Origin of the sequence: Sphingomonas rhamnosi (genome assembly GCF_036663615.1) — a bacterium.
In the GTDB taxonomy this organism is placed as follows: Bacteria; Pseudomonadota; Alphaproteobacteria; order Sphingomonadales; family Sphingomonadaceae; genus Sphingomonas.
The window spans coordinates 1-12,462 of sequence record NZ_JAXOJJ010000010.1; the positions used below are offsets into that span (position 1 = coordinate 1).

Annotated in this window: 9 protein-coding genes and 3 pseudogenes; 4 read left to right on the forward strand and 8 right to left on the reverse strand. The window is 59.3% G+C overall.

Annotated elements, in window-relative coordinates; all coding sequences use genetic code 11:
* A pseudogene (locus tag U1701_RS17035) lies at positions 1–83 on the forward strand (integrase catalytic subunit); the annotation flags it as partial.
* A 407-nt stretch (positions 84–490) separates the two neighbouring features.
* Positions 491–1,320: pseudogene (locus tag U1701_RS17040) on the forward strand (IS3 family transposase); the annotation flags it as partial.
* Between the two features lie 910 nt (positions 1,321–2,230).
* Here the strand turns inward: U1701_RS17040 and tnpB are convergent.
* The 7 genes from tnpB to U1701_RS17080 all read right to left on the reverse strand — a co-directional run bounded on the left by tnpB (position 2,231) and on the right by U1701_RS17080 (position 10,212).
* Entirely contained in the window at positions 2,231–2,545 is a 315-nt protein-coding gene (gene tnpB / locus U1701_RS17045) for an IS66 family insertion sequence element accessory protein TnpB (RefSeq protein WP_332783779.1), read from the reverse strand.
* Between the two features lie 119 nt (positions 2,546–2,664).
* On the reverse strand, positions 2,665–2,961 hold the full coding sequence (locus U1701_RS17050; protein WP_332783780.1) for a transposase: 297 nt from the start codon (positions 2,959–2,961) through the stop codon (positions 2,665–2,667).
* Between the two features lie 239 nt (positions 2,962–3,200).
* Entirely contained in the window at positions 3,201–4,058 is an 858-nt protein-coding gene (locus tag U1701_RS17055; RefSeq protein WP_332783781.1) for a helix-turn-helix domain-containing protein, read from the reverse strand.
* Positions 4,059–4,496: 438 nt separating this feature from the next.
* Positions 4,497–5,480 carry a replication initiator protein A gene (locus U1701_RS17060; RefSeq protein ID WP_332783782.1) on the reverse strand — a complete coding sequence of 328 codons (984 nt, stop codon included), beginning with the start codon at positions 5,478–5,480 and terminating at the stop codon, positions 4,497–4,499.
* A 773-nt stretch (positions 5,481–6,253) separates the two neighbouring features.
* A complete protein-coding gene (gene galU / locus U1701_RS17070) occupies positions 6,254–7,120 on the reverse strand; it encodes a UTP--glucose-1-phosphate uridylyltransferase GalU (protein ID WP_332783783.1) in 867 nt (288 codons plus the stop codon).
* Positions 7,121–7,790: 670 nt separating this feature from the next.
* A complete protein-coding gene (locus U1701_RS17075) occupies positions 7,791–9,722 on the reverse strand; it encodes a M10 family metallopeptidase C-terminal domain-containing protein (RefSeq protein WP_332783784.1) in 1,932 nt (643 codons plus the stop codon).
* 52 nt (positions 9,723–9,774) lie between these two features.
* A complete protein-coding gene (locus U1701_RS17080; protein ID WP_332783785.1) occupies positions 9,775–10,212 on the reverse strand; it encodes a hypothetical protein in 438 nt (145 codons plus the stop codon).
* Between the two features lie 168 nt (positions 10,213–10,380).
* Between U1701_RS17080 and U1701_RS17085 the strand changes: the two genes are divergently transcribed.
* Together U1701_RS17085 and U1701_RS17090 are read left to right on the forward strand one after the other, a co-directional pair.
* Positions 10,381–10,683 carry a hypothetical protein gene (locus tag U1701_RS17085; protein WP_332783786.1) on the forward strand — a complete coding sequence of 101 codons (303 nt, stop codon included), beginning with the start codon at positions 10,381–10,383 and terminating at the stop codon, positions 10,681–10,683.
* 507 nt (positions 10,684–11,190) lie between these two features.
* A pseudogene (locus tag U1701_RS17090) lies at positions 11,191–11,388 on the forward strand (IS3 family transposase); the annotation flags it as partial.
* Positions 11,389–11,568: 180 nt separating this feature from the next.
* Here U1701_RS17090 and U1701_RS17095 read toward each other — a convergent pair.
* Positions 11,569–12,420, reverse strand: coding sequence for a hypothetical protein (locus U1701_RS17095; RefSeq protein ID WP_332783787.1), 852 nt, complete (start codon positions 12,418–12,420; stop codon positions 11,569–11,571).
* Between the last annotated feature and the right edge of the window lie 42 nt (positions 12,421–12,462).

Genomic DNA, 12,462 nt, shown 5'->3' on the forward strand with positions numbered 1-12,462 from the left:
CCGCGACACCACCATTGCCGGCCTCCGGCTCCGCTTCGCTCCACCTACGCCCGGCAATGGCGGCGGAGACAACAATGCACTAACTATCTATCCGGACCACCCGGTGGGGGCTGCCCAGGCCGGAAAGCGCCGGACTGATTGGCCGTTTCAACCTGTTTCACAAGCACAGCGAACAAGGCGGCCATGATACGGTCACGACCGATGCGGAAAAGATCTGGCTGCACCATCCGGATCTTGGCGACTTTCAGGTGGAGTACACGCTGCCAGTACCCGCTACGACTTCAGGGGCAGCTTCTCAATGCCCCACAGGCGTGACGATGCAGGACAGCAGGATGACTGTGCAAGGCACGGCTCTTTCTCGGGCGATCGCTAAGGATGACAAGTATTATAATCGGTTAAAAGTACTGCGACATCATTCTTAGTCATCGGTCCTCTCCTCGTGAACAGGCTTCAAAGAGCTTCAGATTATCAGGGGCGGGCCATCCCATAAACTGCTGTTGCGCTCGACCTCGTTGCCGCGAGATGGACGGTGAGCGCGGTCGCAGAGGCGGTCGGAATCGCTCGCCCACACCTGTCCGCAATGCGCCATCGCCCGGCGCCCCGACCACGTGGACGACCGTCGCTGCCGGATGCCGAGCTGGTCGCCGACATCCGCGTGCTCGTCGCCGATCTGCCAACCTATGGCTATCGCCGCGTTCATGCTCTGCTCCGCCGGCAGGCCGAGAAGACCGGGCGCAAAGAGCCCAATCCGAAACGCGTTTACCGCGTCATGAAGGTTCATGGGCTGCTGCTACAGCGGGACGCGAACGCCGCGAAGAACGGCGTCACGATGGCCGGGTCGCCGTCGACCTCCGCAACACTCGCTGGTGCTCCGACGGGTTGGAGATCACCTGCGATAATGGCGAGGAGGTGCGTGTCGCATTCGCGCTCGACTGCTGTGACCGCGAGGCTATGGGACACGTGGCGACGACGGGCGGCATCACCGCCGAGGACGTCCAGGACTTGATGGTCGCCACCGTCGAGCATCGCTACGGACAGGTGAACCGCGTGCCCGAACCGATCGAGTGGCTCACGGATAACGGCAGCTGCTACACCGCTTGCAACACACGTGCGTTCGCCCGAGGCATTGGGCTGATCCCGCGCACGACCCCAGTCAGCAGTCCCCAATCGAATGGCATGGCTGAGGCGTTCGTCCGCACCCTCAAGCGCGATCATGTCCGTGTGAACCCCAGGCCAGATGCGCAGAGCGTTATCGACCAACTGCCCGGCTGGTTCGACCATTATAACGAGGTGCATCCGCACCGCGCTTTGCGCTATTGATCACCCCGCGAGTTCATCGCGCAAACCCGCGAGGCCCTGTCAGGCCTTTAGGGGGCAACAACACTCGGTATCGCAGGTCTTTACGTTTGACTGCGGGCGCCTTGGTCCCTTCAACATTGGCAGCGGAAAGATCTGGATGGAGGAATATCTCGTCGCATAGGTGATCAACAGTCGTTGTCCGCCCAAGTTCTGAGCAATTATAACTTGCGCTGCCACCAGCCACCCAGCAGTTCCAAGGCCCGCATCGCGCCTTCGAGCATATGTCCGACCAAATTATCGCATGGCGTACCTGCGAGAACACAATCCGTCAAACAACTTTTATCTCCGTTCGGTTGCCAACAGCCTGAGTTCGTAGGTTATCAGCGAGCCGTGACTGTCAAGTCGTCCGATCGTGTCGTACGATACTGAGATCTGAGTGTTTATGTGGGTATTTAGAGCAAAATCTACGCTTGCGTTAACCATTTCGTTGGATAAGTGCCCCACGCGCTTGACGTTGTCGTTCTCGAACCATCGCAATCTTGTTTATTCGGCTGACAATTGCTTAAATGCCATGCTATCGACACCAAATGCTAAAAACACGGATAAGACGAATTTCCGCGACGGGGTCGCAAGCCTCGCAGCGCCTTGCGGCTATTGAAACGTCCATCGCCGGACTCGATAACGAGGATCTACTCGACCTCGCCGATATTTTTCCAGTGCAGCAGAATTCTCCGCTGGGTGACATTGCGTCAGCCGAAATGGCGAAGCGTGGCCTCCGCTGGTCCACAATTGCCCTGGAAACTACTTAGGCGATTTCTGTGTCGACCCGGCCTTCCTGCCGTGCCGGCGGGCCATTCGGTTGTGATCCATAGCGAACGCCGAAACGCTTGTGATCGTAAGGATCGCCATTGAGGTGAGGCCCCGCTTTGATTTAAGAGTGAGGCACATCACTGACGGTACGACCAGACGTTGCAGTGACGGCGAGGTCCTCTCGGGTGTTCAGCGCCGGAGGCGGTACATGTTCGAAGAAGAGGTCCGGATCGTCAAAGAGAAGTATTTGCCGGGTGAGCACGGCCACGCCCTCGGCGGTCGCTGGGCAAATAAACTGGCCGCGCTCGAGCCGTTTGGCATGCACCACCAAGCCTTGGTCGTCCAACCACAGCAGCTTGACGAGATCGCCGCGGCGCTGCTGCACCAGCGCCGCCAGCCCGACGAAGCCTTTGCGCAGATCAGTGATGCCGGCCACCAGGTAAACCCGGACACCTATCGGTGAGCGATTACCCGAACCCAGCTAGCACTGCCTTGAGCACCCGCGCATCGATGGGCGGCGCAAGGCGAACACGTTGCTCACGCAAGCTGATTACCTCAACAACGCCCGGCCCAAACGCCTCTGGTGGCGGATGAAGGGGCGCTGGCCAACTTGACCGGCACGAACGCCGGTGCCGGCAGATGCAGCGCCTCGACCGAAGCCCCGTCGCGCAGCAGCACGCGCCGCCAGCGATACACGAGCGAGGAGCATACCCGGTGCCGTTTCGCGAGATCCAACACGCTTGCTTTCGGCATCGTTACCTCCGACACGATCGCCGCCTTGTCGTCGTCGCTGAAACGTCGCCGCGGCTCAGCCCCACCTGCTCCCGAACCGTCGATAACCCGCGTAGCCATAATGCCGTACCAGTGCTTGCCACTGTGGCCCGCAGCTCACATCACCCGCAAGGCAGGGCAGACCGGACGCTTACCTCAAAACATACAGAAGCTCACCCGGCGGTCCGGCGCTGATGCTCAACTGCTTGCCGTCTAACGTACCAGCGCGAGCAGAACGACTAGGATCCAGCGCTTGAGCGCAGCCGTCGACCGTAAACCCCGGATAGTCGCGCAAGCGTTGCTGAACATCCGATGCAGTGTCACCCGTTTGCGAACACAGCTTGCGCCAGTTCGGATGAATTCCTGAGAGATTGCGGATCGTTTTGAGACTCACGCTCCAACCTTTCGAGATTACGATCAATTTGGGCGCCGAGACGTGTGAGTGCTTCGCCTAACACTCCAGCGATCGTGACGGCAGCCAACTCACGACAAGACAAGGAGGCCAGCATGGCCGCGTGCGTTTCAGCTTGAGCTTGGTCATGCTGCAGGAGGTCTACGGGCAAAGGCGCAGGACGCATCCAACGTGGCAGATAATTGACAACACGTGCGGGCATCAGCAAGCGGTAGACGTTTGAGGTTTGGTGATAGCGGGGTCCGGGCCCCTCCCCTTCGAGACGTTTAAAGCGGCGTTGACGCCCCAAAAATCCGACCCGCTCCAGTACGTGCAGCGCCCGCGCAATAGTGGCGCGGCCAAGCCCGGTCGCTTCGGCGAGCCAATCGTAACTGGGATAGACTTTTCCATCGTTTAAGCGCGCGAGCGTGCATATCTCTTCGTAAACGCGAACCGCCGCCCCCGTCAGTGCGGCAATCGACCGTTCGGTCGCTGTCAACGTACGCATGCCCGCATGCGCCTCGCGGCGCAGGCGACGTCCCGCATCGAGCGCACGGCGACAAGCTCGTAGCAGCCGGTCAGGCTCGCCAGACAGCGGTACTGCAAAAAAGGTCTTCTCAAATGTTCCGGCCTCGATACTGCCGCGCAGAACAGTAGTACCGTCGCGATACAGCCCGCCGGGCCGCGTTGAGCGTCCGCGGCTCTCACCTCCCCCAAGCGCATGCCTTCCCTTGCACGCACGTGTGAGCACGCGCGCACTCGCTTCCCCTAAGGTAAACGTCGTCATATTCCATCCCCCCCACGGGGCTGGGACACGCACAAAAAAATTCGTGGCGCGAAACGCGCATCCTTGAACCAGAGTTCGTTCGGAGCTATTACAGGAGCGTGATCTGCTAAGTTTCACGCCATCAGCGTTTGGCGACGCTGCCTTAAAATACCTCCTTGGGATGCCCGGCCTTCGTGCCGGGCTTTCCTTTATGTGGTCACAGCCGTTCCATAAATATTGCAGCGGCCGGAATGGCCGCGTGACTGTATTTTTGCAGTAATAACCCAACAGAGGAAGCGGTTACGGTTCGTGCTTTCGAGTATATAACGCAAAAAATTCGTGGTTTTTGGTAAAGTCTCTCTCCTGTAGATTCGTGCTAACGAGTAAATAACGGACCCGTTTCGTTCGTGCTATCGAGTAACAATTGTGCTGTCGTACGACTCACGTGTGTGCCGAACTCTAGGTTTCCCTAGACGATTCGGGATTGCTCCGGTGCTGCATACCTGTAGCATCACTCAGCATCTGTGAGGCAGAAGTCTGTAGTCGCGGGGTGATCAGCACCCGGTGTTGCGCAGCGCGCCGTCCGCGCCGCGGCGCAGCAGCCGCGCCGAGGTTCGGGGTCTCCTCGATCAGTTCAAGGTGGTAGTCCGGAATACTGTCGATTGCTACGATCTGCTTTAGCGCTGCCTTGAAGTTCGACAGCGGGTTCTGATAACCAATTTGCAACCGGAAGGTCGCTAGATCGATGTCCAGCCCATCACTCTCACACGTAGAGCGCGCAACTTCGTAGATGCGCCGCTCGATCGGTCCTAGCTGAAAATATGCTGAGGCATAGTCTAGTACATGGCGATCTAGTAGAATTGCGCGGAATAGCCAATCGCAAAGCCGCACCTTTACAGCCTTCAGCCGACGGTCACCATTCTTTGTTTTAGTGTAGTGTAACTTGGCCTCAGATAGCCACGAGAAGAAACCTTCCTCCCCTTCTCCACCCGCTTCGATATTGGTTCTGATTTGAGTGCCCTGTAATCGCTCAAGTGCTTCTGACAGTCGGCCATAGGAGCGTGCGGAGTGGTTACTACCCGTTACTGAGAAAAGATCATGTGCGGTAAAGATGAAGTCCTGCTCGACGCTACCGCCAGCCTCTAGCTTCGCCGCCATCAGACTGGCGATATAAAGCACAATCTCCTTGTCGTAGATTGTAGCGACGCCGCTCGCTGACGGCCGCACCTCAATCGATACGGTAGCATCGTTGTAGGTCAATGGCTTCAGCCAAGCGTTCTTGCTGAGCGCAAAGAATGGAAAAGCCATCAGCGAACGTTCACCTCGAACTTCACCGTGCAGTGGGCTGTCGAGCAGGAACAGGTCTCCTTGTGAAATGCTGCCGGACTTGACCGATTGTGCAACAGGAGAGCGGGTGGGTGCGGTCGAACGAGCCATGACCATTTCCTACTCGAAAGCACGAATTATGGCACACTCAGAATAAATTTCCTCAGAAAAACCGGCAATAGCGCTTCGCTATTCGTGCTTTCGAGTAGGATTACCGGTACCACGCCGAGCTGCTACGGTCAGGACTCGTTTATCTGAGCCAGAAGATGACGAGGGCGATAGCGGAGAGAAGACGGTCGGCATTGATCGTAGCGATTGGGGACGCGGCGCCAGGCCTTCAGGGGCCGAACATACTCTCGATACGACTCCGGCTTCGGTAGCGACGCTTGTTGTAATTGACGGGCATGATCCGGGATTTTCGGCCTAGATGCAGGGCGTGATGTCCTCTGCCTTAGGCTGACGTGGTGGCGTGGACGGCCCCTGCACCAGCGTGGCTATGCAATACTGCGGTCGTCGTAGGTCAATGTGTGGACGACCCCTGCAGCGCAAGAGCTTTTGTGCGACGATGAGCACCGGTCGGGTGCATTCATGTGCTCGGCCTGTTCGCGCAGCACCGATGACTGCTGGCCCCTGATGAAGTCCGCAGGCCGGCTCCCTAATCGCGTCATCGCGCTCGAAGCGCTGTGCCCTCCTGGGTTTTGCCGACCCCCGGTCTGACCGGTTCGTGATCACTACTCAGCTACTCCTACGCCACCCTACTTCTACACGCTCACCGACAAAAATGACGTGCCTTCATCGTGGAACAAACACAGCTCTACCAATTCGTCCGTGCTGCGCTTCGCAGGCACCACGCCCGACGATCCCGCAAGCCGCACTAAAACGTCAGAAGATCAGCGCAGCAGGTCCACGGCGAAGGCGCGCACCGCGGGGCCGATATCGGGCCGGCCGATCGCCAGCGCCAGATTGGCCTGGATATAGCCTGCTTTGTCGCCGCAATCGTAGCGCGCACCGCCGAAGCGAAAGGCGTTGAACGGCTGCTGGCCGATCAATTGCGCCATCGCATCGGTCAGCTGGATCTCGCCGCCCGCGCCCTTTTCCTGCGTCTCCAGTACGCGCATCACCTCCGGCTGCAGAATATAGCGGCCCGGAATCATGAGATTGGATGGCGCGGCGCCGGCGGCGGGCTTCTCGATCAACCCTTTCACCTCGACCAGCGCGTCGTCCTCGGCCCCCGGATCGATAATGCCATAACGGTCGGTCTCGTGTTCGGGCACTTCATAGCCGCACACTAGATTGCCGCCGACCCGCGCATAGGCATCGACCATCTGCTTGAGGCAGCCTGGCTGCCCCATCATCAATTCGTCAGCGAGCAGGATAGCGAACGGCTCGTCGCCGACGATGTCGCGCGCGCACCACACCGCATGCCCCAGCCCCAGCGGCTCTTGCTGTCGCACATAAGCGACCGCGCCGGGCTTCAGTCGGGTATTGCCCAGCACGTCGAGCGATTTGCCGCGCCCGGTCATCGTCGCCTCGAGTTCATAGGCCATGTCGAAATGGTCCTCGATCGCCGATTTGCCGCGGCCGGTGACGAAGATCATCTGCTCGATCCCCGCCTCGACCGCTTCGTCGATCGCATATTGGATCAGCGGCCGATCGACCACCGGCAGCATTTCCTTGGGCATTGCCTTGGTCGCAGGCAGAAACCGTGTGCCGAGTCCACCCACTGGAAACACCGCTTTACGCAGTCGTTTGATCATCGAAACGTCCCCCCAAGTTCCGCGCTAGCTCTATGCTGACAGTCGTGACGAGACAAGGAATAAGTAGGGCGGGACTAATTAGGCGGCCGTCAGCTATAGATGTCGCGAACTGTTTCCGTCGCGACGAAGGTGGACGTGTTGTGACCTACTGTCTGATTCTTTGCCAGGTCGGCGCGGACGGCAAAATGGTGGAAGAGCGTAGTACGACATACCACGCTCAAGTCATTAATCCAAAACAGCTTTCTAAAGTAGCGTGATCTGTACTACGCTTTAACATACGGGCTTTTACCGTACTACAGTGCGTAGGGTGCTCTTGTGAAACACGCGTTGTTTGATCTCCAAATCTCATAGAGCATTGGCTGTAATACACCGTTTTCAGAGTTCGGCGAAGCCTCCATGGCAGTTTCAGCATTTTAAAAACAGTAATGTTCGAGGTTTGATCCGAATTTGGAGAAATAGGCATGTTAAAGGTCGAAACTACTAACGCGACTGGCGCCGTCCTTTGCAGCCGGACTTGCCCGTTCGACCTTCGTCTGCCGCAAAAGCCGTTTCGACCGAGGTCCACCAGATACAGCGGTCGGCGGGGATGTCGCGGCGACTTTTGCAGGGGCGACGGGAGGATCGTTGCCCTGAAAATATCGGGGCAGCCGCGAGGCAGCCCCGATCCGGATCAGAAGTGCAGTGCGGTGGTGCCGACCGCAGAGCCGACATTGCTGTAGACGTAATAATCGATGCCGTTGCTCGTGACGATACCGTCATATTCCAGCGCGCTCGAGCCGTTGAAGGCGACGCTGCCGCCGGCGCCGCCCAGATCAAGCCGGTTGCCGCCACCGAAGGTGATCTTGTTGTCGTTGTTGCTGTCGGCAAGTTTGGTCGTGGTGACAAACAGATCGTCGCGAGTGAAAGTGAGCGTATCGCGTCCCAGGCCGGAGACCGGGTTGGCGGTATCGAAGAAGAACACGTCGGTCGCGTTGACGGTCGAGCGCCCGCGCATTGTATCATTGCCCAGCGTGCTTTCGTACACTTTCTGCCCCACGGACGCGACCGGGCGAACACGCGCATCGCCATAATAGAAGGCCTGGTCAAGTTGACCCAGCAACCGCAAGCCGGTGCTGCCCTGCGCGCCGGCCAATTCCACCCGGTCGCTGTCGGCGCTGTCCAGCGACAGGACGCTCTTGCTCCAAGTGATGATGCCGTCGTGGTTGGAGTCCTTGATCGCCTTGGTCGTGGCGAGCACGTCGCCGCGCTGCCAATCGGTCACGCGATCCGACCCGGAGGTGCCGCCCGAGCGCAGTTCGAACACGTCGCGGCCGGCGCCGCCCGTCAGCACATTGGCGACCTCATTGCCGATAATGCGGTCGTTGCCGCCCCCGCCAATGGCGTTCTCGATCACCGCGCCATAAGCGATCGAGACGTTGTCGGTGAACAGGCCGTTGTCCAACCCGAGCTGTTCCTTGAGGTCTTCGTAAAAGGCGTAGGCCGCCTCGTTGCGTGGCGCAAAGCCCAGTGCCGCCCGGTTGGCGTTGACCTGCTCCAGGGTGAGGAACTCCTGGATCCCGCCGCCCGAGGAAAAGGCGCCCTGGTTAAGGTCGATCACCGACGACGTATTCCAGCCTGAAAAGTCGAGTGTATCGTTGCCGCCAGCATCCCAGATGGCGACGATCGGGCGCGTGTTGAGCGCGAAATCGTACGCCGCATTACCGGCCGTGGCGTTGAAGCCATAGACGGTGTTGCCCGTGCGGGTGGTCTGGTCGGCCCCATAGATCTTCTGGATGGCGACGATGTCGTGGATCAGCGGGGTCGCCGCATAGGCGAAGTTGAGCAGCGAGAAATCGATATGCTGCGCGCCGGTCTCATACGCGTCAAAATAGCTCATGATGCTGTATTGACGCGAATCCTGCGCATAGAAGGCGTCGTTGGCATAGGTGATCGGATCAGGCTCGCCGTCGCCGTCATCATCGTCGAGTGCGTCATAATCGCCGGGGTGACTGAGGCCGATCGTATGGCCGATCTCGTGCACCATCGTCGTCTGGGCATAATAGCTTGCGAGCAGCGGCGAGAAGTTCGACGCAACGCCGCCATCGATCCACACGTCGCCGCTCAGCCGGCCGGTATCCTCATAGCCATCGGCCAGCCCTTCGGCATCGTAGATGTCGCCGAACGGGAGATAGGCATAGGCCTGCGCGCCGCCGGTTGCGGTATTGCCGAAGGTGATGTCTGCCGAGCCCGACTTGGTCTGCTGGAAGGAAATGGCGACGAGATCGTCCCACAAGGTCATCGATCGCTGGGCCAGCGCGATCTGGCCCGCGTTGAAGGCGGTAAAATCGAAATATTCGCTGTACGCCGCCGTTCCGGCGATGTTGACGTAATAGCTGTTCCCCAGTTCCTCCTGGTTGAGCCAGAAGCCGTAGTTGAGCACGCCGTCGTTGAGCTCGCCGTAATTGTTGGTGTACCAGTCATAGTCCGATCGATTGAGGAACGCGCCAACCTGCGCGGCGCTCCAGATCGGCTTGCCGGCATAGCTGGAGCCGGCATTCGGATCGAGCGATGCGGCAAGGGGGCCCGGGCCACCATCATCCAGGTCAGCAAAGGATTCAGCCATGTATATTCTCCCTTTCGTGATGGTTGTCGGCCCGTCCTAGTGAACAGACCTCCTATTCTAGCCGTCGGCCTCTGGCGGACCGATGCGGCAGAATACGGTTGAGAAGGTCGCTGATCGCGGCCATAGGGGCAGCGGCATTCCAGGCGACCGCGTAGCGCGCCGGACCTTCGGCATCGTCGATTTCAAGCGCGCGGCGGGCGACTGCGACCAGGCTGCGGCGATCATCGTCGAGTTCGATGGTGACGATGACGGCGCCGCGATCGGGGCGCGTCCCGTCGCTTAGCGCCCCGTGGGGGGCCAGCGTGACCGGCAGCGCGCTATGGCCCCGAGCGGCCTCGCCGATGGTCTGGCACAAGGCGGGATCGACGCTGGCCGAACAGGCTAGGACGATGTGCGAGACACCGCGCCAGAGCGGGGACGGCATCTGTGCCATCGCCCCGGCCGCGGGCAGGGCGAGCGTCAGTCCGATCCCGAGCGCCGGCGCCAACATTCGGCTACACTCCCCTGTCTCTTTCGTTAACCATGCTGACACCATTGAGCGAGGTGTCAACATTATGTCACCGCAATGACGCTATTTTTCTTCGCGCAACCAACCAGAATATTTCGCCCGGCGCGCGCACGATTTCGCTTTGTTGTCGAATCGATCGATAGAATCGTCATGCCGATCCGCCCCCAGAACCGCTGGCTCTATCTGACCGACGGGCCGCAATTGTCGGAAGCGATCCGCTTCGAGCGGGCGCGCGCGCGGTGCGAACATTGCGCGCGACCGCATCTGCAGCGGGTCGCGCATCTAGGGGATGGCCGCTGGTGGGATGCCGAAGCCGCCTGCTGGCGTTCCGCGCGGGGCAAGCAGATCGCGCTTGGCGACGGCGTCGATCTTGCTGCGATCCGCACGAACAATGTCGTCCTGGCCTGCGCTATGTCGATCACGATCCCGGCCATAACGCGCCGGCCAATCTGAAAGCGCTCTGCCAGCGGTGCCATATGATCCACGACGCCGCCGAACATCGCTGGCAGCGATGGTTGAACGTGTTTCGAAGGCGCGGCATCCGCCACCTGTACGAAGACCCGCGCGCCTCGCGCGGATGCACTAGGCCCCGGCCGTCATGCCGATCAGAGGAAACGATCAGCGACATGATTCTTGAACAGCTCGGCATTGCGAACATAACCGGAGAGCCGAGAAATGGCTTGCCGCTGTCGAGGATCGAGGATTTCAATTGTACGAGCGGAACCGTCTGCTTCACTTTGCGCATCGCAGCGGCAAACGAGCCCACGCCAGATAAGACGATGTGGGAAGCATTCCCCACGTCAGTGGAGAGGTTTGAGATGACTACGTCGTTTGTGATGTGGCTAAACAGATTATAGACCGAGCCTACGTTGACCCAGCCATAATCCAATATGCACATTCTGGACACGACTGAACCGCCCCGGATTTACCGGTGGCTCCAACTCCTGAGAGTGTGGAGCCATGGCGAGCAAGACGACGAACAATTTTGGACCCGAGGTCCGCGAGCGAGCGGTGCGGATGGTTTTCGATCACGAGCGGGATCACCCGTCAAGATGGGCGACCGTGGTATCGATAGCCGAGAAGCTCGCCTGCGTTCCGCAGACGCTGCATGATTGGGTGAAGAAGGCCGAGGTCGACAGCGGCACGTGCGGTGGGTTGCAACGTAGGCGGCCGAGAACGGCGGCGTCATCGACTGGACCATCCGCGATCGCCGATCTTCACCCGAGGGGGGAGAGCGCGGACGGACTTTACACCTGACGCCGGAGCAAAAAAGCGTGGCCCCGGGTGGCTGAGGGCCGGGGCCACGCAACTACTTAGCTGCAATAAGATGTTTGCCGCTTATGCGACGTATTCATAGAAATAATAGGTGTGCCCGGCGATAAGCTGGGAGCCGAGAATGGCCAGATTCAAATCGTTGGGCGCGTTGAAATCGATTTGACCGCCGGGATTGGTCGATGGATCGGAGGATATTCCCCCTTCCGCCCCGGGCAGATCCAGGATGCGGTTGCCACCAAAGGTGATGAAAGGATCAAGATCCTGATTCCAGATTTCCGATGTCGTAACGATGCGGTCACCAAGGCCGAAGCCGGTGATGACATCACCGCCGAGGTTCAGCCCTAGCGCGGTATCGTACAGGAAATAATCGACGCCAGCAGTGGCGGCGAGGATGTCATCCCCGACCGTTCCCTCAATCACGTTGACCTGCAGACCGTTTGATTGGCCCAATGGCCCGTTGGCGCCACTGTTGAAAGCATTGATCAGCTCGACGCGGGTGGACGCATCGGCATAGACGAACGACGCATCTTCACCCACGGAGGTGGTCTTCGAGCCGAGTTCACGTACGGCGTAGATCGATTCACCCGCTTCGTTGATCATATTGAACTGGGCAGACCCGGTCTTCGTCGCACTCGACCTTTCCACGTCGAGGCGAGCATTGGCGCCCAGCACGATATAACCATCATTGTTGCCGTCGAAGATTTCGGCGCGCGCGAGCAGGGAATCGTTAAAACCGAAACCGGTAAAAGTCTTGTCTCCTACCGATAGGCCGCCAATCGTGTTGTCGAAGGCGTAGGCGTCTGCGCCAGAGGTGCCGTTCTGAACGTCGCCGATATCCCCTGTTCCGTCCGGAGTGGCGTCGAGCGAGAACGTGGTGACCACGGCACCTTTGACCAATGTGTTGTTATTCGCCATTTTTATTCTCCCCATCAAATTGTCACGAATTTGCCAAGCGAT

Coding starts and splice junctions, on each gene's coding strand:
- U1701_RS17060 (WP_332783782.1), bottom strand. CDS start 5,480: ATGGTCATGGCTCGTTCGACCGCACCCACCCGCTCTCCTGTTGCACAA.
- U1701_RS17080 (WP_332783785.1), bottom strand. CDS start 10,212: ATGTTGGCGCCGGCGCTCGGGATCGGACTGACGCTCGCCCTGCCCGCG.
- U1701_RS17055 (WP_332783781.1), bottom strand. CDS start 4,058: ATGACGACGTTTACCTTAGGGGAAGCGAGTGCGCGCGTGCTCACACGT.
- U1701_RS17085 (WP_332783786.1), top strand. CDS start 10,381: ATGCCGATCCGCCCCCAGAACCGCTGGCTCTATCTGACCGACGGGCCG.
- U1701_RS17050 (WP_332783780.1), bottom strand. CDS start 2,961: ATGGCTACGCGGGTTATCGACGGTTCGGGAGCAGGTGGGGCTGAGCCG.
- galU (WP_332783783.1), bottom strand. CDS start 7,120: ATGATCAAACGACTGCGTAAAGCGGTGTTTCCAGTGGGTGGACTCGGC.
- U1701_RS17095 (WP_332783787.1), bottom strand. CDS start 12,420: ATGGCGAATAACAACACATTGGTCAAAGGTGCCGTGGTCACCACGTTC.
- U1701_RS17075 (WP_332783784.1), bottom strand. CDS start 9,722: ATGGCTGAATCCTTTGCTGACCTGGATGATGGTGGCCCGGGCCCCCTT.